17 protein-coding genes are annotated in these 19,351 nt (G+C 43.6%); 10 read left to right on the forward strand and 7 right to left on the reverse strand.

The genetic code is table 11. The features are described 5' to 3' along the window. The first annotated feature begins 553 nt into the window (after positions 1 to 553). Positions 554 to 2,182, forward strand: a complete 1,629-nt coding sequence (locus tag MARME_RS19190) for a methyl-accepting chemotaxis protein (RefSeq protein ID WP_013662929.1) — start codon at positions 554 to 556, stop codon at positions 2,180 to 2,182. Positions 2,183 to 2,207: 25 nt separating this feature from the next. Next, positions 2,208 to 3,836, forward strand: a complete 1,629-nt coding sequence (locus MARME_RS19195) for a methyl-accepting chemotaxis protein (RefSeq protein WP_013662930.1) — start codon at positions 2,208 to 2,210, stop codon at positions 3,834 to 3,836. Positions 3,837 to 3,874: 38 nt separating this feature from the next. On the opposite strand, the gene MARME_RS21665 is transcribed toward MARME_RS19195, so the two are convergent. Beyond that, positions 3,875 to 4,945 carry a hypothetical protein gene (locus MARME_RS21665; RefSeq protein ID WP_013662931.1) on the reverse strand — a complete coding sequence of 357 codons (1,071 nt, stop codon included), beginning with the start codon at positions 4,943 to 4,945 and terminating at the stop codon, positions 3,875 to 3,877. Between the two features lie 171 nt (positions 4,946 to 5,116). Here MARME_RS21665 and MARME_RS19205 point away from each other — a divergent pair, with 171 nt between their 5' ends. The 4 genes from MARME_RS19205 (at position 5,117) to MARME_RS19220 (ending at position 8,496) form a co-directional block, all read left to right on the forward strand. Next, on the forward strand, positions 5,117 to 5,902 hold the full coding sequence (locus MARME_RS19205) for an endo alpha-1,4 polygalactosaminidase (RefSeq protein WP_013662932.1): 786 nt from the start codon (positions 5,117 to 5,119) through the stop codon (positions 5,900 to 5,902). Positions 5,903 to 5,945: 43 nt separating this feature from the next. Then, positions 5,946 to 6,866 (forward strand): AraC family transcriptional regulator, encoded by a 921-nt coding sequence (locus tag MARME_RS19210; RefSeq protein ID WP_013662933.1) that lies wholly within the window; start codon positions 5,946 to 5,948, stop codon positions 6,864 to 6,866. A 153-nt stretch (positions 6,867 to 7,019) separates the two neighbouring features. Continuing rightward, the gene (locus MARME_RS19215) at positions 7,020 to 7,919 is read left to right on the forward strand and encodes a nuclear transport factor 2 family protein (RefSeq protein WP_013662934.1); all 900 of its coding nucleotides are present in this window, start codon (positions 7,020 to 7,022) and stop codon (positions 7,917 to 7,919) included. 28 nt (positions 7,920 to 7,947) lie between these two features. Further along, positions 7,948 to 8,496, forward strand: coding sequence for a DNA-deoxyinosine glycosylase (locus tag MARME_RS19220; RefSeq protein WP_013662935.1), 549 nt, complete (start codon positions 7,948 to 7,950; stop codon positions 8,494 to 8,496). A 137-nt stretch (positions 8,497 to 8,633) separates the two neighbouring features. Here the strand turns inward: MARME_RS19220 and MARME_RS19225 are convergent, their stop codons facing one another. Further along, on the reverse strand, positions 8,634 to 9,425 hold the full coding sequence (locus tag MARME_RS19225; protein WP_190273411.1) for a GGDEF domain-containing protein: 792 nt from the start codon (positions 9,423 to 9,425) through the stop codon (positions 8,634 to 8,636). Between the two features lie 107 nt (positions 9,426 to 9,532). Continuing rightward, positions 9,533 to 10,330 (reverse strand): alpha/beta fold hydrolase, encoded by a 798-nt coding sequence (locus MARME_RS19230; RefSeq protein WP_013662937.1) that lies wholly within the window; start codon positions 10,328 to 10,330, stop codon positions 9,533 to 9,535. A gap of 402 nt (positions 10,331 to 10,732) precedes the next feature. Here MARME_RS19230 and MARME_RS19240 point away from each other — a divergent pair, with 402 nt between their 5' ends. Both MARME_RS19240 and MARME_RS19245 read left to right on the forward strand, forming a co-directional pair. After that, positions 10,733 to 11,809, forward strand: coding sequence for a PA0069 family radical SAM protein (locus MARME_RS19240; protein WP_013662938.1), 1,077 nt, complete (start codon positions 10,733 to 10,735; stop codon positions 11,807 to 11,809). 87 nt (positions 11,810 to 11,896) lie between these two features. Next, entirely contained in the window at positions 11,897 to 12,496 is a 600-nt protein-coding gene (locus MARME_RS19245; protein WP_013662939.1) for a DNA-3-methyladenine glycosylase I, read from the forward strand. 36 nt (positions 12,497 to 12,532) lie between these two features. Here MARME_RS19245 and MARME_RS19250 read toward each other — a convergent pair whose 3' ends face one another. Both MARME_RS19250 and MARME_RS19255 read right to left on the reverse strand, forming a co-directional pair. Beyond that, positions 12,533 to 13,879, reverse strand: coding sequence for a S41 family peptidase (locus MARME_RS19250; RefSeq protein WP_013662940.1), 1,347 nt, complete (start codon positions 13,877 to 13,879; stop codon positions 12,533 to 12,535). Between the two features lie 98 nt (positions 13,880 to 13,977). Then, positions 13,978 to 14,631, reverse strand: coding sequence for a glutathione S-transferase family protein (locus tag MARME_RS19255; protein WP_013662941.1), 654 nt, complete (start codon positions 14,629 to 14,631; stop codon positions 13,978 to 13,980). 116 nt (positions 14,632 to 14,747) lie between these two features. On the opposite strand from MARME_RS19255, the gene MARME_RS19260 reads away from it, so the two are divergent. Beyond that, positions 14,748 to 15,605 (forward strand): LysR family transcriptional regulator, encoded by an 858-nt coding sequence (locus MARME_RS19260; RefSeq protein ID WP_013662942.1) that lies wholly within the window; start codon positions 14,748 to 14,750, stop codon positions 15,603 to 15,605. Positions 15,606 to 15,684: 79 nt separating this feature from the next. Here the strand turns inward: MARME_RS19260 and MARME_RS19265 are convergent, their stop codons facing one another. Continuing rightward, positions 15,685 to 16,512: a polyphosphate kinase 2 family protein gene (locus MARME_RS19265; protein ID WP_013662943.1), complete on the reverse strand. Its 828-nt coding sequence runs from the start codon at positions 16,510 to 16,512 to the stop codon at positions 15,685 to 15,687. A 169-nt stretch (positions 16,513 to 16,681) separates the two neighbouring features. Here MARME_RS19265 and MARME_RS19270 point away from each other — a divergent pair, with 169 nt between their 5' ends. Next, a complete protein-coding gene (locus tag MARME_RS19270) occupies positions 16,682 to 17,140 on the forward strand; it encodes a GyrI-like domain-containing protein (protein ID WP_013662944.1) in 459 nt (152 codons plus the stop codon). Between the two features lie 136 nt (positions 17,141 to 17,276). Here MARME_RS19270 and MARME_RS19275 read toward each other — a convergent pair whose 3' ends face one another. Beyond that, entirely contained in the window at positions 17,277 to 19,244 is a 1,968-nt protein-coding gene (locus MARME_RS19275) for a methyl-accepting chemotaxis protein (RefSeq protein ID WP_013662945.1), read from the reverse strand. Positions 19,245 to 19,351 lie beyond the last annotated feature (107 nt).

Genomic DNA, 19,351 nt, shown 5'->3' on the forward strand with positions numbered 1-19,351 from the left:
TTTGTTTGTTTATTAAAACAATAACGGTTTAGTTCGTACTACATCACACATAAGAAGCGACGATTGCCATTAAGTCTGCAAAAAGCAAACCAAGAAATCGTAAACTACCTGGGCAACAGATAAGCAAACAACAATTCACCAAGAAAAAGTAAGCCACTTGGATGACGTTTCTGAAACGGGTTCTATAAAGTTTTGTAAAAGAACAGATACCTTTCACTTTTTGAATAAAATTTTCGCCTAAAAGACACAGTATTTCGTTTCTTATTGAACGTAAAAGGGCCGCGAAGCCCCTTAAAGAGCGCCTCCCCCTATCCTAATTTTTTGTAACTAATAACTTACACTTTTTACAGTTTGACACAATTTTATAACCGTTTGTTTGCAATTGAACTTGCGAGCACAGAGATTCATGCCATCTTTAAATTTGTAATCTTCGTTTTCGGTCTGTCCATTCAGTGCTTCTCGCCGTAACAGTGCACGCCCACCGGACAAATGCAGTGACCACCCAACTAACATATTGAACTCACATCGATTCCAAGGAAGAGAGGGAAAATCTATGGCGACACTGTCTAGTATTCGCAGCCGTTATACGCTTGCGTTCGGGGGCTTAAGTGCGGTTTTTTTGCTTGTTGTACTCGCAACCTACGCACTCATCTCCTATTTACAAACCAACGTCGGAAAATACAGCGGCGGCATATCTTTGGTTCAAAACGCAGACCGAGATTTGTACCAATCACGCCTCGCATTGGCATCTTTGGTGTTTGCTGAAGGAAAGCTCACCGAAAATCAGCGTAAGGCATTGGAAGAACAAGAACGATCTAATGCCGTACAAGCGTATGACCGAATGAAAGGGTTTATTTCATTAACGGCAGACGTTGATGAAATTCAGCGCTATTTACATGACTTCGAATCACAATATAAAAATTGGCAAGACGATTCAGACCTGATTTTGGATAATCTTCGCAATGGCGAAACCGCCGCTGCGACGCTCGCTTTCATCGACACCAACGAGCATCTTTTTTTATCGTTACGCGACCTTTATGACGGCTCTGAAGAGTTAATTGACAAGCACGCTCATCTAGAAAAACAAGAAATTGATGCATTTACTAATGCATTCAAAGCCGTCGTCGCAGCGCTTGCTGTTATCGTCTTATTGATTAGCATGTCGCTCGCTTGGTACGCCCCAAGAAACATCTCCAATGCCATAAAGCGCGTTACGCGTGGAGTGATGGACATCAGCAAAGGAGACGGCGATTTAACAAAGCGTATCAGCAGCACTAAGAAAGACGAGACGGGTGAACTAAGTCGAGAGTTAGATGGTCTAGTATCCAAGTTAGGCAGTCTTATTGGTCAGGTGCGTCATGGCTGCGACCACATACGCGAAGAAATGCATGCCTTAGGGAAATCATCCGTTCAATCTGCAGAACTGAGCGAAAGGCAAAACTCTGCACTGGATTTTGTCGTCACGGCAGTCGAGGAAATGGGAGGTGCGACACGGGATGTCGCCAGAAACGCGTCAGAAACGGTTGATCAAGTTAACAGCTTGAGCGCGTGTGCTGACCAAGGCTCTGAAATGCTAGAGAGCTCTGTTGGGCAGCTCGCTGACTTATCTCGACAGGTATCCGATGCGGCAAAGGTTATTAATAATCTTTCGGAACATTCTGAACGTATTGCCTCGGTCTTGGATGTCATTCTCGGCATTGCTGAGCAAACCAACTTATTGGCGCTCAATGCCGCAATTGAAGCCGCTAGAGCGGGCGAACAAGGGCGTGGATTCGCCGTTGTTGCAGACGAAGTTCGCAATCTCGCAAGCAAAACGCAAAACTCCACCAGCGATATTCAAGCCATGATCGACGACCTTCAAGCGGGCGTGAGAAATGCCGTCATCGCCATCAACGAAAGTGTTGAGATGGCCTCCGCAACACAAAACCTTTCTCAGGAGACCAAGCAATCGATTTTGGAGGTAAAGCAAGCCGCCAACCGCATCTACGATTTCACAACACAGACCGCGAGTGCGACAGAACAACAGAGCAAAGTGACCGATGAAATCAATGAAAACCTATCCATGCTATCGAGTATGTCAAAGGAAGTATTAGGCATTTCTCAACAAGTGAGTGAATCGGTACAGGAAACCCTGACTAACTCCGACGAGCTTGCGGGGCAAGTAAAACGATTTGTTGTTTAATGATGACTAAGAAAGGACTACAACGATGGAAAGCACATTTCAGACTATTAAAGGACGATATACGATTGCTTTTGGCACCATGGCCGCTGTTTTTTTGATCGTGGTGTTAGCCGCTTATCAACTCGTACATTATCTTCAACACAATATGAACAAGTATGCGGAAGGCATTTTTCTCGTTCAAAATGCTGACCGAGATCTCTATCAATCGCGACTCAGCTTAACGCATCTACTCTTTACAAAAACACCAACAGAAGCCGATACACGTCAATCCCTTGAAAGCGTTGTAGACAATGCTATGCAAGCAAAAGAGCGAATGCAGAGCTTTAGGTCAATATCTTCCGACGTTTCGAACATAGCACTTCATTTAAACTCGTTCGACGTCTTGTTTCGATCTTGGGAGCAAAGCACTCAAGAAATTTTAGACCTTTACCAACAAGGCAAACTCGATGAAGCATCTTTACTTTACGCGACGTCCAATGCCGCAGATTTCACCAACCTTCGGTCGAAATACGACACAGCAGAGCAGTTGATTGACCGTTATTCACAAGAGGAGCAAGTCCGTATCAACGAGGTCACGGATCGATTTAAACTCGGCGTTACGACATTGGCTCTTACTGTCTTAATACTGAGCCTTCTGCTTGCTTGGTTCGCACCAAAAAACATATCAGCGGCCATCAAACGAGTCACACTGGGCGTACGAAATATCAGCCGTGGTGATGGTGACTTAACGAAACGTATTAACAGCAAAAAGAAAGATGAAACCGGCGAGCTTAGTCGAGAGCTCGATAATTTCGTCGCCAAGTTATCCGGTATTATTCGAGAGGTCCGCTACGGTACAGAACATATCCGAGAAGAAATGAAACATCTGGACCAAGCCTCAACTCAATCCGCCCAACTCAGTGAGCGACAAAATGAAACGCTTGAGTTCATTGTATCTGCTATTGAAGAAATGGCGGGAGCGACAAAAGACGTCGCGCGCAACGCCGCCGACACAGTTGCTCAAGTTGATACGCTCAACAACCGCTCTGATGCTGGCCTTATCATGCTGGACCAATCTGTGGATAAATTAAACCAACTGTCCGCTCAAATTAATCACGCCTACGGTGTCATTCAGTCATTGTCTAAACAATCAGACAATATCGTGTCGGTATTAGACGTCATCTTGAATATAGCCGAACAAACGAATTTACTGGCGCTCAATGCCGCCATCGAAGCCGCACGAGCGGGCGAACAAGGCCGTGGTTTTGCCGTGGTGGCGGATGAGGTAAGGGACCTGGCCAGCCAGACCCAGCATTCTACCGTCGACATTCAAGCCATGATTACGAACCTACGCCAAGGCGTGAACGAAGCCGTTAATGTGGTTACAACCAGCGTATCCATGGTGAAAGAGACTGAAAGTCGGTCTAAAACTGCCAAAAAGTCGATTGAATCGGTAAAAAAGTCATCTCTAGACATCCATGACTATACGGCACAAACAGCCAGTGCAACCGAAGAGCAAAGTAAAGTCACCGATGAAATTAACGAGAACCTTGCTCAGTTATCAGAGACCTCTAAAGAGGTGCTCGATATATCACGCAAGATCAACAAGTCCGTGCAAAAAACGCTGAGCAACTCCGATAACTTGTCGTCCCAAGTGAGGCGCTTTACCGTCTAAACGACGATCTCGACCTCTAATGGTAAATGGTTCAAACACTAAACGATCAAATCGACGTGCTGCATACTATCAATGGAGCCGTTGTTTTTGACGTACAACCCCGTTTCCCTAATAACACCTGTTGCTTCGCCTTTATCATTAAAAAGGCTAAAAGGCGTTTCCGTACGCTCCAATATAAACGCCTCAATACCCACGTCTTTAAGCGATATCAGCGTTTCTTGGCCATTTTCATCTCGCTGAGTAAGAACCAGTTGGTCAAATACAGAGTCCAATTCGTCTATCATGCCGTCGCCGTTTTCATCATAGCTCGCAAGGTCTGCAAAACCGCTGCCCGATTGAGGACCAAACAACTCAGAACCACCGTCAATTAAACCATTGCCGTTTTTATCCAGTGCTAAAAAAGCAGAATCCCCTGTCGCGAAGTGAAGTTGATCGTCTTCACCATCGTCATCTAGATCAAAAGCGACTTTATGATGGGTTAATTGAGCGGTATTCCCATTTAAATTCACGACTAATGGGTCCACAAGTGCGCCCGTAAACACCACCTCTCCATAATACTGTTCGTCACGGGTACGGGACATATCCAAACTAAAATCAACGTTGAGACTGGCTCCATTACTTAAAACGATCTCGCCTTTCGCTTTAAAGGACGTACTTTCCTGTTCACTGACCTGATGGTATTTCTGTCGAACAACTTCCAAATCCCTCCGAGTGACCTCCACATCTTCAGCGGAAATCGGCCTACCTTCCACCACCTCTGCTTGAGACGATGGCGGTTCTTTCTCGCCATAAAGGTTAATTTCTACATTGAACATTTTTTCGATTAAGGTCAGCATTTTTTGGTATCGCGCGGTCAGCTGTTCGAAAGCCTCTCCTTCTTCCGTTTTTCCGGTAGACTTCGACGTCGACTCCACTTCAAGTGTTTGACTAAGCAGAGATTCTGACGCTGCTCGAACACTCAGTGAAGTAGCGCTTTCACTTGATGATTGCTCTGAACGGTTGTCATTGTCCGAACCACGCTGTCTAACGCGGGTAAATTCTACTTGTGTTACCACTTCATTTCGCGAATATGAACGACTCGATGACATATCCAAGTTCATCGTTCCCATAGCGGTCCCCTCCGAATTGCTATCCGTTTCAAATTGAAAGTCGTTTAGACAAGATGTAACGTTACACACTTGCTATCGGCGGATTCTCAACACGTTTTAATATACAATTCGACATACTTGATAGACTAAAAAACAACCAGCCATTATATCTAGCAACAATTAGAGTACCGTATGCGCTTTAGACCCTTGTTACCGCTTTTTGTCATGTTTTCATCCGTCTGCTTTGCGGTCGGAAAGTACCAACCGGTTATTGGAGATACATGGCAATGGCAGCTACAAGGCACGCTCAATACGGACTACAACGCAACCGTCTACGACATCGATTTGTTCGATACGTCATGGAAAACCATCAGGGCGCTCCACGCGAAACGTCATAAAGTCATCTGTTACTTTTCAGCTGGCACGTATGAAGAATGGCGTGACGACAAAGACCGCTTTAAACCCGAACACATTGGCACGGCACTAGATGACTGGAAAGGCGAATACTGGATCGACATTAGAGCGAGACACATCAAAAAAGTCATGATCGCCCGCTTGGACTTAGCAAAAACAAAAGGCTGCGACGGCGTGGAACCCGACAACGTTGATGGCTACTTAAAAGAAACCGGGTTCAATCTAACCTATGACGATCAAATCGCATTCAATCGGTTTCTCGCCGGTGAAGCGCATCAAAGAGGTATGATTGTCGCGTTGAAAAACGATCTTGATCAAGTTGCAGAGCTGGTTTCCTACTTTGACTTAGCAATCAACGAACAATGCTTTGAGTTTGATGAATGCGATAAGCTTCAACCTTTTATTGATCAGAACAAACCTGTATTCAATGCTGAATACAAAGCGGAGTGGGCAAATAATGGGCCTCTTAAGCAGCGTCTATGTGACGATGCGAAAAAACGACAAATTCAAACACTGGTGTTGCCATTAGCCTTGGATGATAGCTACCGCTATGCATGCCCATAACCTCAATACACAAGCATAAACATCAGTATTAGGTAACAAAAACATGAAAAAGACGGGATCTACGAATTCAAATAACCTGGTTCCAAACGTCGACTTTCGCCCCCCCTCAAAGCAAGGTTATCATTTCGAGATTCGTAACCTAGAAACAGTTGTTTCTGTAATCACCGACCCGTCTACGCGCAATCGAAAACCGCTTTCACCGAATCCGATCGAACCTCACAGAATCACCTTTCATCTATTGTTATTCTTAACAGACGGTAAGCTATGCCATCGCTTAGATGACCAAAAAGTCACCCTGGTTCCTAATCAAGCCATCATGATTCACCCTGATCAGGTACACGCCTTTACATACGACAGCCAATCACCAAAAGGCTATATGCTTTTTCTATCCAAAGAAGTGTGGCCAGAACTTGCGGAAACAAAGCCCGTTCATTGGAGCGCCCTCTACCACCCAACACATAAAATTGAGCCAAAAGATTCAGTATCCATACTTGCCTTATTCGAGCTATTGGATAAAGAATTAAAAAGCGGAAAGCAAACAAGACGCTTCCCCTATTTAACGCTGTCAGCCTTACTAAACCTTCTATTCGAACGCTGGCCAACCACAGCCTGTATTCAGTCCGAGCGTTCTGTTAAGCACTACCTCGCCTTTCGTACTTTGCTCGAACAAGAGTACGCGAACACAAGAGACGCAAACGTCTATGCCGATAAGTTGGGGGTCAGCTACAAAACCCTTAACGAACTATGTAAGACATTTACTAAGCAGACAGCAAAAAGTGTCATCGATGAGTTCGTTATCCTCGAAGCGAAACGACAACTTCTAACCAGCGATTCCTCTTTATTTAACATAGCCTTATCTCTAGGTTTTCAAGAGAACTCCAATTTTAATAAATTTTTTCGCCGCCATATCGGGATCACGCCACAAGAATACCGAAAGCTTGATAGACAAAAAGTTAGAGATTGACCACCAAAGGGAAACAAATGACCTTTCGCCGCTAAAGGCTTATCTCTAATCTTAGGAATAAGCAGAATTTAGGACTCGGCGAACAGGTCTTCTAGCAATAGCAAGTAAACGTGTTCGTCGGTTTCTTAATACAAATCGGAGAAGCATAACGCCATGATATCAATGAATTTCAAAACAGGTTTCACCTCAAAACTTAAACTTTTTAGCCTCGCGGCAATCAGTTCAAGCGTTTTATTAACAGGCTGTGCAAGCATAGAGCCCACGCATACACTGACAAATGAAGAAAAAGCCATCGCTGTTCTCGACAGTTTAGGCACAACCAACAAAGCACCTCTGAAGTACATAAGTGACGAGCAATATATTCAACACAACCCGTCAGCGCCAACTGGTAAAGCGGGGCTGTTAAGCTTTCTAAGCCAATTCCCAGAAGTCGACTCCAAAGAAAGCAGCATCGTTCGCTCATTCTCAGACGATGACTATGTTGTTCTGCATTCTTACGCAAAAAGCTTTGGTGGGGTCGTGTTCGACGTTTTTCGATTTGACGACGGTTTAATCGTAGAACATTGGGACGCCATTCAGCCAAGCGCAAAACCAAACGCCAGTGGTCGTACTATGTATGATGGCACCACGAACATTTCCGATCTCTCTAAAACAGCAGAAAACAAAGCGTTCGTTAAAGGCATGATGGAGACGCTGTTTGTTAAAGGTGAGTTCGACAAAGCCAACCAATTCATTAGCGAAGAGACCTACATCCAGCATAACCCTTGGTTTGGTGACGGACTAGACACGCTATTAGAAGGGTTTTCTGCCATGATGGCGCAAGGACAAACGATCCATTACTACCAAGTGCATGCAATTCTAGGACAAGGTGACTTTGTATTAGCCATTAGTGAAGGGGAGCTGAACGGCACACACATGGCGTTCTATGACTTGTTCAGAGTGAAAAACGGGAAAGTCGTAGAGCATTGGGATGTGCTTCAAAATGTACCGCCCTTGGAGCAAAGAAAGAACAGTAACGGTATGTTTAATTTTCCCGCTTCAGCCATGCAATAGCGCCTAAATAAAAAGGGATCATATCTACATGACCGTAAAACACAGCTTCGAGCCTATTGTTCCCGGTGGGGCAACGATTTTAGTTCTTGGCTCGATGCCAGGAGAAGCCTCATTAGACCAACAGGCTTATTATGCTCATCCCCAAAACTTATTTTGGAAAATCCCAAGCACACTACCAAACGCACCCGCTCTTGAAAGCTATAATGATCGCCTTTCCTCATTAGAGCATTACCAAGTTGCACTTTGGGATGTATTGCAACAATGCGAACGAGAGGGAAGCCTAGATTCGAAAATCATTAAGTCGTCTGAAAAGCCGAATAATATCGTTGAGTTACTTGAACAAACACCATCGATTCAAAAAATATGCTTCAACGGTCAAAAGGCCTATCAATCATTCAAAAAGCACCTTCTGAAAAAAAACAGCGAATTTTTCGAGCAATACGAGTTAGTTACCCTACCCTCCACCAGCCCTGCTAACGCCTCAATACCTAAAGACGTTAAATACGAGATTTGGCTAAGAGAAGTCTGGCTATGTCGCAACCACGACATAACCATTCATGAGAAAATACTTAGATAAGGTAATATATAAACTGAAACCTTTGCACGAAGTCACGAGCAAAGCCAAGACGAGTCTCTTTTTAACACTGTATTGGAGAACGTCGTCGTGCAAAGGTCTCAAACTATCGATACAAGTATATGCTCTGCAAACTAGGGCTAGCTAGATTCGAAATACTCAGTTCGGTTGCGTCCATTGCTCTTAGCTTCATATAAAGCAACATCAGCTTCTTTCAAGCAATTTTCTATCAATTCAATGCACACTAGATTATCAGATTTCAAAGCAGAAACACCTACGCTCACGGATACTTCACCCTCAATACTTGCGTTCAAAAGACTCATTTCTATATGCAATCGTTTACAGAAAGCACGTGTCTCTTCTATGCTGGAATCATACAAAACAACTAAAAACTCTTCCCCTCCCCAGCGAGCAGATATATCTCTTACCTTCGTACTACTCTGAAGAATGGCGGCCACTTTCACTAAAACGTCATCACCATATTGATGCCCAAATTTATCATTCAGTTTTTTAAACCAATCAATATCAATCATGATGAAAGATGCGGGAACAAACTGACGCTTAAGTCGCTCTATTAAATCATTCAAATCATCAAAAGCTGCTCTCCGATTACGCAACCTTGTTAGAGGATCGATTCTGGTTAACTTAGTTAACTTTTGTGTTTCCTCTTCTAATTGATCTCTAACCAACAAAAGCTCTTGATATAATTTATCGCGAGCAACCGCAGTATAAATTGACCAATATATACTTGAGCCAACTAATTTAATATTAGCCACCGCAGGGACTTTTTCACCCGCTTTAGCTATCAAAGACAATTGGACTTCTTGACACTCTCCAAGGCTAATAACAGTTGGCCTAATGTAGCTTTCAAAAAATATAGAGCTCGCCTTTGAAATAATATCGAACAAGTTGAACTTTAAGGCCTCATTCATCTCTATCCCCAAGCAAACACTTGCAGAACTATTGATATATTGAAGGTTATTAGTTTCAAAGTCCGTGACTACTAACAAGCATGAAAAAGAGTCAAGGCTCGGCTCTATCATCTCTCTATGAACTTCTCTATTTTTTGATATACAGCTTGAGGCTCAGTCATATGCAGGCAATGTCCAAACGCATCGATAACTTCAAGCGTGGAATTAGCAATTTTTTTATGCATGTAGTTACCCACCTCAACCGAAGCTAAATTATCATTTTTACTCTGTAGTATTAATGTGGGCAAGTTCAGCTTGGCTATTGCACTTCGGTCATCAGAGAAGAAGGTAGCCTTGGCGAAAGGTTTTGCATAACGAGGATCAGTAGAACAAAAGCTATCTTGAAGCTCTTGAATAAGTTCCGTTTTATTCGTTTGCCCCATCACTAAAGGAGCCAAATAGCTTGCCCAACCTATGTAGTTTTTGTCCATCAAGTTGATTAGTTCCTCTAAATCCTCTTTTTCGAATCCACCATAGTAGTTTGGCGGAACGTTAAGAAAACAAGGCGATGGACAAACCATAATCATCTTCTCAAAAAGATGTGGTGACCTAATTGCAGCTAACGTTCCGATAATACTACTTACGGAATGACCGACAAATTGCACGTTTTCAAGGTTCAACTCTTCACAGATTTCAACAACATCCAAAGCATAACCGTCGAGAGTCTGATACCTATGTTTATCAAAAGCAGAAACATCCGAAAGCCCACATCCCACATAATCGAATAAAACAATTTTGTAACAATCCTCTAACATCGGCTGCAAAAAACGCCACATATTTTGATCACAACCAAAGCCGTGAGCCAACATAAGCGTCTTTTCGCCGTCGCCTATAATTTTTACGTTGTTACGCTTAACAATATTCATTAGTTTGGGTAACTCTCCGCTAGCAATGTATAGATATAAATGACGCACGCTTATTAATAAATAACACCTCAATAAGAGTGAGCCGTAGATTTCGTCAATTACGGACAAATCTGATTAGATACAAGAGCAAGTTGCCCTCAAGCTTCAAATTCTCATCCCATCCAGCACACTGCCTTTACCCAAAAGCGAGCGAGTAGAGAAACAAACGAGAGCATTAAAACCATAGCAGATTGAAGCATTAAATGAACGCTTCTTTTCAGCATGAAACCCTCGCCACCTTGAAACGAAACAATGTTTGATAAACTTTCATTTTCTATAGAAGAAAAACTCAACATTAGACTTGGCACCAGACAGCAAAATACTGTATAAATAAACAGTTATTTTAATTGGGCTGGTAGCGATATGTCATCCGATTTAAAAACCTTCATTAAAGGCCGAGGCTCAAACAGCAACATCACAGGTCGCTTTGAGAAGACACAGTCTCATTTGGAAGACGAGTACGCCTATGAAGCCACATATGAAGCGCAAATTCATACAGAAGTACGATACGAACAAGCCAAAAGCTTAATTACGTCGAACACCTCGCCTGATGTGCCTTTTAGGTTGTCCGTTAACCCCTATCGAGGTTGCGAGCATGGTTGTATTTATTGTTTTGCACGTCCTTCCCATGCCTATATCGATTTGTCTCCAGGCTTGGATTTCGAGACTAAACTAACCGCAAAAATAAACGCACCAAATGTCTTCGAGCGAGAGCTTTGTAATATCCGCTATCAATGTCAGCCCATTGCATTGGGCATTAACACCGACGCCTATCAGCCTATCGAAAAGCAGCTTAACATTACTCGATCTTTGCTGGAAATTGCCTACCAATACAAACAACCCATATCACTAATTACTAAAAGCGCTTTAATTACGAGGGACTTGTCATTATTAGAAAAAATGGCGGCTGAAAACTTGGTGCAGGTTGCAATCAGCATTACCACTCTAGACAACGACCTAAAACGAATACTCGAACCCAGAACGGCATCTGGTCATACTCGTCTAAACCTAGTCAAAGCGCTTTCAGAGCGCCGAATTCCAACCACAGTACTTGCCGCACCCGTCATCCCTTTCGTTAACGACCACGAGCTCGAATCCATTGTTCATCAAAGCGCTGAGGCTGGCGCACAGAGTGCGCACTATATAATGTTGAGATTACCTCATGAAGTCGCTCCGCTTTTCACAGACTGGCTGCATACTCACTTACCAGACCGAGCTGAGCACGTTCTCAGCCGTATAAAAGACATGCGTGGAGGTCAGCTTTATGACAGTCAATTTGGTAAACGCATGACAGGTGAAGGAATCTATGCGGACTTAATACGACAACGATTTCACCTCGCAATAAAGAAAACAGGGCTCTCAGGCGAACGAATGTTACCGTTGGATTGTTCCTTGTTTCGTATTCCGCCAAAGAGTGGGGATCAACTCTCATTAATCTAAACGAGCTTTGATCTAATGCAAAATAGATAATCTAATGTATAACAATGTATTCACCATTAATCTCGAACCTCTAAAAGGATAAATAAAATGGGAACGTTTACCGGAGAAGACAACAAACAACGCTGCTCTTGGTGCTCTGCCACAGAGCAATACACCCAATATCACGACAAGGAATGGGGCTTTCCCGTCGATGATGATCGAAGGTTATTTGAAAAACTGTGTCTTGAGAGCTTTCAATCTGGATTAAGCTGGCGCACGATTCTCGAAAAGCGAGACAATTTCCGCAATGCCTTTGATAATTTTGAAATAGAGAAGATGGCGAACTACACAGAAAAAGATGTCGAACGACTTGTTCAAGATGCAGGCATCATTCGACACAAAGGCAAGATCACCGCCGTCATTAACAATGCTCAACGCGCCAAAGAACTGATCAAAAAAGAAGGCTCACTTGCCACTTATTTTTGGCGATTTGAGCCAGAAGCTAAAGCCGAATACGAAACCGTCTCTACGTCACCAGAGTCCACCGAAATTTCCAAGCAACTTAAAAAAATGGGATGGAAGTTTGTTGGTCCCACCACCATTTATTCTTTTATGCAGGCAATGGGGTTAGTCAATGACCACCACCCTGACTGTTACCTAAAAGCAGAAATCGACGCAATCAAAGCCCAATACAAACGTCCAGCCTAACCTCTTAGCAGTACCTTCTGGATGGTTACTCTACCGTTAGAAAAAGTTTTCTTTAAATTGCGAAGGCTCGCCCTGAATCATAAACGATTGATCCGTGGCAGCCTGTCGATTCAAACGGTTAAATGGCTTGGGCGTGGGACAACTCTCGCCCGCGGACAGACGTAGCGCAGTCGCCAGCAATGGGTCGTTTTCATCGCCAAATCTATGAGCATAATCGTCCTCGACTTCGCAACTTGGCGAAATACCACTAAAGTACCCACCTTCGTTTCGAGCATTGGTGAGCTGAAACTCGATAGGGAAAAGAATATTTCCACAAAAAGAATGACCTGTCATACCAATGGGTTTGCCGCACGTTTTGCCACCAACCACCTTCACATCAATAAAAGGTTTTAGACTATTAATTATTAACTCACTTGCGGAGCACGTTGATGAGCTTGTTAACACATACAACGTATTTAGGTTAGCAACCGCGTCACTGACTTCATCATTTTTAAAAGGATAAACAAAATTCTCGTTCGAGCGCTGCGCACTAAACATAAAGTTTGCGAATGTTTGGCTTGATACTTGTGCGCCTGCTATTCGAGTAGCGAGATGATTCGCAGTCAAAATTGAACCACCGGGATTCATGCGCAGATCTAAAATCAAAGCATCGGCCTGATTCGCCCTGATTTGGGAAAATGCGCTCTTAAACTCATCTCGGGACGCGGAAGAGAAATTTTTATAGGAAAAGTAGGCAACTTTATTCGCACTGGTATCAAAAAACTTGAGATCATGAACCGTGTTTGTCGAATAGGTTACTGGTATTAGAGAGACGGTATACTCACTGTTATCCGTTCTTCTCATTTTAAAAACATAGTCGTTTGGATTGCCAAAGCCCTGTCTTACTTTTTCCCAAGAATCATAGTTAAGTTCTTCAATTTTTTTTATGTATTCAGAGATCGTCATACCGTCAATTTCGATAATTTCATCCCCTCGTACAACTCCAGCCAGCCTTGCTGGAGAGTTCTCGTCGGTATAGCGCACGATCAACACATCTTCGCCATCCTCTACCAACCACTTAAAGTAGATGCCTATTGCCTTAAATTCGTTATTGGATTGAGCATTATATTTTGCTTCCGTCGTTATATAACTGTATTTATCATACGTGCGATAGCGAAGCGCATTTAAAAGTGTTTCGGGAGACGAATAGGAGGCAGAGTTAATATTACTCGGAATTGTTTCGGGCCAGAGATAGTTTGTTTTTAATTGCTGATAGACATACTCATTTTGCGCAGAGGTAGAGCAGTCGCCATCGGCGACAGAACCAGATGAATCATCATCCGATCCTACATTACATCCCATTAACGATAGCGTCGCGACAGCCAAAACCGATCTAAGCAGCATAATCCCTCATGCATAAACAGTAACAATGTGTGTATCTATCCATTTAATGACAGGTACACGCAAAATGTCAACATTCCGTCAATACACGTAACTTAGTCTCAATTATTCACCGGCTCGCCCACTTCCACAGAATCAATAACACGCCCCTCAGCCAACGCCCCTTCAAGCCATTCTTGCATTTGGGGCAAGGCCAACATGGCCTCCAAATAGGCTTTTGAGGCTTCAGATAAAGACACACCATACGTGTTAAAGCGATACACAACTGGGGCAAAAAAAGCGTCCGCCAAACTAATGTCACCAAATAGAAATTTGCCCTTGTGTGACGACAGCAATTCAGCCCAAAGGGAGTCAATGTTCCATATGTCTTTTTGCGCAGCCTCGGACAAGGTCAGAACCTTACGTGCGCGACAGTTCATTGGCATCTCACTTCTTAGTGCGACATAGCTCGAGTGCATTTCTGCAACGACTGACCGCGCTTTCGCTCGCAGCCCTTTATCAGACGGCCACCCTGCACCCTCAAGATACTGCTCATTAATGTATTCACATATAGACAAGGAATCCCATACGCTGATATCCCCGTCAACCAGAACAGGGACTTTTTTTACTGGAGAATATTTAGCCAGCTCGCTGAAAAATTCATCACTAAAGAGTTCTAGCTGGATTTCCTCAAATGGGACATCAAACAATTTGAGCGCTAACCAGCCCCGTAAAGACCACGATGAGTAATTTTTATTTCCTATAATGAGTTTCATATTTTGCCCTTTATGCACACTTGTTTGTCGATAAGCACTATTGTTTCAGGTTGCATTTTTTACGACTAGCGAATACTTTTGATGCATCCCATCAGTAATGGTTATGGATTCAGTTTATGGACGTCGATACGCTTCGCACCTTTATCGCTTTCATTGATACGGGCAGCTTCACCCGCGCGGCGAAGCAGACCTTTCGCACGCAAAGCGCAATCAGCATGCAAATGAAAAAACTGGAAGAAGAAGTCGGCCACGACTTATTCTTTAAAGAAGGGAGAAACTTGGCACTAACGGAACAAGGCCAGCAGCTCGTCAGTTACGCTCGTCGAATACTGGCACTTCATGATGACGCCCTCGCTCATTTTTCAGAAAGCATGACTCAGCCGCCTATTATTATTGGTTGTCCTGATGACTATGCTGAGTCTATTTTGCCCTCAGTCATTCGCAGAATTAACGCGTATTTACCCGAATTAAATATTCGAGTGGTGTGTGATTGTTCTACGGAACTACGCAGAAAGCTGGACGCTGGGACCGTCGATATTGCCATTCTAACTCGATCGCCCGAAGTGGAAGAAGGCTATTTAATACGCCATGACACGGGTGTTTGGGTTGCAGGAGAAGCGTTCGAATTCAGCCGTGATAGAGCGATAACACTGGCGCTCTACGAGCCCGATTGCAAGTTTTACAGCGCTGCTATCGATGGTCTAGAAAAACAAGGTCAGGACTATCGCATTCTATGCAGCACCGCCAGCGCAACCGCTATCAAGGCGCTACTGCGCGAAAACTTAGCAATCAGCGCAATGGCCAGTTCCAGTGTCGGTGGTAATCTTTCTGTGCTTATGGATCATCACCTGCCTCAACTTCCTTCCGTCGACATTGTGATGGCAGTCGCTCCCATTCCACATGCTTTGTTTGGTACACACATGGCGGCAAAAATTTGTCAGGAGCTGTTCGAGCAAAAACGCAGTCGCTCTTAAAAAACCAGTAACGATTAAGAAAAAACAGTAACTCGTTCAAAAATAAAAGCACGAGCTAAACGATGTGAGCGTAAGAACATTATCTCTCTTCTCGTAATAATTGAGTCATACTATTCACAAGTTTTTTATCCATCGTCGGAGGTGTTAGATCAACGTCTTTCGCTAACGCATCGCAAACGGCCTTCAACACAGACACTCTAGCATACCATTTTTTATTTGCGGGAATCAGCTGCCATGGCGCATGTGTGGTAGAGGTAAACCGAAACATATCATTAGTGGCTCGTTCGTAGTCTGACCATCGATCACGGTTGCGTAGATCTTCTACTGTTAGCTTCCAATGTTTTAAAGGGTTTTCGAAACGCTCTCTAAAACGCTTTAGTTGTTCGGTTTGATCAATGTGCATAAACACTTTAACAATGCGCACCCCGTCATCGATCAACATACGCTCGAACTCATTGATCTCCTGATACGCGCGCTGCCACTCATAATCACTTGCAAACCCCTCGACTCTTTCTACCAGCACCCTTTCATACCAAGAGCGATCGAAGATAGAGATAATACCAGGGGAAGGAAGGCGTTGCTGGAAACGATACAAATAGTGACGACCCTGCTCTAATTCAGTCGGAGCTGCAATCGAATGAACTTTCACGCCTCTTGGGTCCAGTGTTTCTGTTAATCGACGAATGGCTCCTCCTTTCCCTGAGGCATCCCACCCTTGAAAAACAATAATCGCACGTCGATGTTGGTGATAATAAGTTTGCTGTAAGACAAACATCGAGCGCTGCCACGTTTTTAATTGCTTGTGATAGCTGCTCTTCCCTTTTAAGGAAAATTGATCGTTACTTAAATTGCATCGATCTAGATGCGGTGGAGTCAGTTCCAATTCAATCTGGCTTGGATAAAACATAGTATTCGCCTTCGTTTTAAAACCCTTTATAGCGTCATCTCATTATAGACGGCCATGATTAAAGGCACGAAAAGCGCAAGTTTTGCTAAATTCCTTTGTGCTAAGCTAATCGCTCGGTAGGAACATGTCGTAGTCCACACAACAAGCGCACGAGCAAACGGAGAAAACAATGCAACCAGTCTATTTACAAGAGAAGCAGGTCAACGGGCTAAAAGTAAGAACCAACAATAAGGCTGAAATGTCATCAAGTGGAAAAATTGGCGGTTTATGGGGGACTTTTTTTCGTCAAATTGCGCCGCATTTAACGCCGAATAATCCGATCTACGGTGTGTACTGTCATTATGAATCAGATGCAAATGGTGACTTCGATGTCATGGCTGCAACCGATGTCGACGTTGTGCATTGGGTCACCGAAAGCGACGACACGCAATCCATTTCGATTCAGCGAGGCGCTTATCTAGAATTCCCTGCAAAAGGTGAGATGCCACAAGCCGTGATTGAAGCTTGGCAAGCCGTTTGGAGCTACTTTGAGCAATCAGACTGCCCTTACAAAAGAGCGTATACAACCGACTTTGAACACTATCAAAGTGAGCACACTGCCAGTGTTTTTATTGCCATAGAAGATTAATTTAATTGATAAATATCTATATTGCAGTAGAGCACTCAGAGTTACTTTAGCGCCCCAATAAAAAAGAGCCACCTTAGATCTTAAGGTGACTCTTTTGTACTTTTTGAGTGCTTAAACGCTGTTTCTTCGTTAAAAACTACTCTGTCTTGAACTTCGAAACCATCGTATTAATATCGCGACTTAGTCCATCTTGCTGCTGACTAAGTTCTGCCACATCTTCCGACAAACTTGAGATCGTATTCGCCGACTCACTGATCGATAAAATATTCTCATTGATCCCTTCTGTAACCAGACGCTGCTCTTCCGCAGAAGCCGCCGTTTGCATCGTCATATCCCGCATCTGTTTCACAACTTCTTCAATCTGATCAAATGCATCCAGTGCTTGAGTTGACAGTTCAATTGCGCTTTCAGACTCAGTCAAACTCGACACCATCGCAGACGATGCTTCTTTCGTACGATCAGACAACAGCCCTAATATGCTGGCAATTTGTTCCGTCGAATCCTGAGTACGTTTCGCTAATCCGCGCACTTCGTCAGCAACAACAGCAAAACCTCGACCTTGCTCGCCAGCCCTTGCCGCTTCGATTGCGGCATTGAGTGCAAGCAAGTTTGTCTGTTCCGCAATATCCTGAATGGTGGACAGAATTTGATTAATATTGCCAGTTTCTTTTTCCAGTTCACTAATAACCACATTCGACTCTTTCAACTTATCGCCAAGACGATGCACACCTTGCGAACTGCCTTCAATAAGCTTTTTACCAGACAAGGTTGTTTCCAAACCTTGATCTGAGAAGCGTGCTGTATTTTCACAGTTTTCTGCTGCTTCGTTTGCCGCCACCACCATTTCTTTTCCTGCCGATGCAATCTGATCAATAGACTCAAGTTGAACGCTTGTGGAGTTTGCCACTTCTTGTGCCTTACTCGCCATTTCTGTCGCAACAGAATCCATTCGAACAGTGGACTGTTTGATCGATAAGATCAGGGTGCAGGTACTTTGAATAAACTGATTAAACCAGTTAGAGAGTACACCAGTTTCGTCTTTCGAGTCGGTCTCAATGCGAGCTGTAAGGTCTCCTTCCCCTTCTGCAATAACCTGCAAATGGCCGGACACAGACTCTATCGGTTTAACAATGCGTTTCGCCATAACATAAGCGAGGCTGAGTAATACAAGTAGCAGTACGATGCTCACAATCACGGTCGTCGTAATAAGATCTGTGGTAGTCGCAAGGATTTCCTTTTTAGGTACGATACCGACAAACTTCCAATCTAGGTTAGGAGACACCATGACATTGGCATAATAGTCCGTGTCGTTTAAGCGCACCTCAACTACCCCTGACGAGGTGTTTGCGATCTTTTTATACGCCTCTGCATCAAGTTCAGTAATAGACTTAAAGCCATTTTCTGGATTTAAGACATCGACCAAGATTTTCCCCGTGTTCTCAATCACCATGACCGTGCCGTTTTCACCAAGCTTCGTCTTAGCGGCCATATCCGTCAACGTTTTGATCGAAACATCAACCGCGACGACACCACCAAAAACATTGCCCTTGTTATACGAACGAACTGCGGAAATATAAATCGCATCATCAGGTTCCCAGTAATAGGATTCTCGCAATAGCGTTTGATCTCGCTTTTTCTCAGCTAATTGATACCAAGGCCTACTCTTAGGGTGCCATTCCGAATAACCATAAGTGCCTGGCCACTCCATATAACCATCCGTACTGTCACCCGCATAAATATAAACAAAGTTTGGATTGGTTGTTCCAATGGCTTCAAACAGTTGGAAGAGATCACGCTCTCTCCCCCCTTTGATAACAGAAACCTCTTGAGGAGCTTTTCCCTTTTTCTCAAAATAAGTAGTTAATGGCTGTGCATTTGGGTCGTTGACCGTTTTATTGGCAACCAAAAAATCAACTACGTGCTTGATGTCATCCATAAACAAGCTGAAAGAACGTTCCACGGCCGTAACCGTTTGTTCGCTGCTTTTTTCAAACGACTTTAACGCACTCTTGGTTGCAAGCTGAGCTGTAATAACACAAATAAAGACCGATGGGAGCAAGATTGCTATCGTAAACGCGACAATTAATTTATTTTTTATATTCATCTACAAACCTCTACTTATCACTTACTTCTATGAGTTTAGGTAATACTCAGATTAAAGGCTAAATTTCATTTCCTACAATTTAGTGAAACGCCTTATAAAATGTCAAA

Source organism: Marinomonas mediterranea MMB-1, from assembly GCF_000192865.1.
GTDB classification, from domain to species: Bacteria; Pseudomonadota; Gammaproteobacteria; order Pseudomonadales; family Marinomonadaceae; genus Marinomonas; species Marinomonas mediterranea.

Excerpts from the sequence above, each read along its gene's own strand:
- MARME_RS19190 (WP_013662929.1), top strand. The coding sequence starts at position 554 with ATGGCGACACTGTCTAGTATTCGCAGCCGTTATACGCTTGCGTTCGGG.
- MARME_RS19195 (WP_013662930.1), top strand. The coding sequence starts at position 2,208 with ATGGAAAGCACATTTCAGACTATTAAAGGACGATATACGATTGCTTTT.
- MARME_RS21665 (WP_013662931.1), bottom strand. The coding sequence starts at position 4,945 with ATGGGAACGATGAACTTGGATATGTCATCGAGTCGTTCATATTCGCGA.
- MARME_RS19205 (WP_013662932.1), top strand. The coding sequence starts at position 5,117 with ATGCGCTTTAGACCCTTGTTACCGCTTTTTGTCATGTTTTCATCCGTC.
- MARME_RS19210 (WP_013662933.1), top strand. The coding sequence starts at position 5,946 with ATGAAAAAGACGGGATCTACGAATTCAAATAACCTGGTTCCAAACGTC.
- MARME_RS19215 (WP_013662934.1), top strand. The coding sequence starts at position 7,020 with ATGATATCAATGAATTTCAAAACAGGTTTCACCTCAAAACTTAAACTT.
- MARME_RS19220 (WP_013662935.1), top strand. The coding sequence starts at position 7,948 with ATGACCGTAAAACACAGCTTCGAGCCTATTGTTCCCGGTGGGGCAACG.
- MARME_RS19225 (WP_190273411.1), bottom strand. The coding sequence starts at position 9,425 with ATGAATGAGGCCTTAAAGTTCAACTTGTTCGATATTATTTCAAAGGCG.
- MARME_RS19230 (WP_013662937.1), bottom strand. The coding sequence starts at position 10,330 with ATGAATATTGTTAAGCGTAACAACGTAAAAATTATAGGCGACGGCGAA.
- MARME_RS19240 (WP_013662938.1), top strand. The coding sequence starts at position 10,733 with ATGTCATCCGATTTAAAAACCTTCATTAAAGGCCGAGGCTCAAACAGC.
- MARME_RS19245 (WP_013662939.1), top strand. The coding sequence starts at position 11,897 with ATGGGAACGTTTACCGGAGAAGACAACAAACAACGCTGCTCTTGGTGC.
- MARME_RS19250 (WP_013662940.1), bottom strand. The coding sequence starts at position 13,879 with ATGCTGCTTAGATCGGTTTTGGCTGTCGCGACGCTATCGTTAATGGGA.
- MARME_RS19255 (WP_013662941.1), bottom strand. The coding sequence starts at position 14,631 with ATGAAACTCATTATAGGAAATAAAAATTACTCATCGTGGTCTTTACGG.
- MARME_RS19260 (WP_013662942.1), top strand. The coding sequence starts at position 14,748 with ATGGACGTCGATACGCTTCGCACCTTTATCGCTTTCATTGATACGGGC.
- MARME_RS19265 (WP_013662943.1), bottom strand. The coding sequence starts at position 16,512 with ATGTTTTATCCAAGCCAGATTGAATTGGAACTGACTCCACCGCATCTA.
- MARME_RS19270 (WP_013662944.1), top strand. The coding sequence starts at position 16,682 with ATGCAACCAGTCTATTTACAAGAGAAGCAGGTCAACGGGCTAAAAGTA.
- MARME_RS19275 (WP_013662945.1), bottom strand. The coding sequence starts at position 19,244 with ATGAATATAAAAAATAAATTAATTGTCGCGTTTACGATAGCAATCTTG.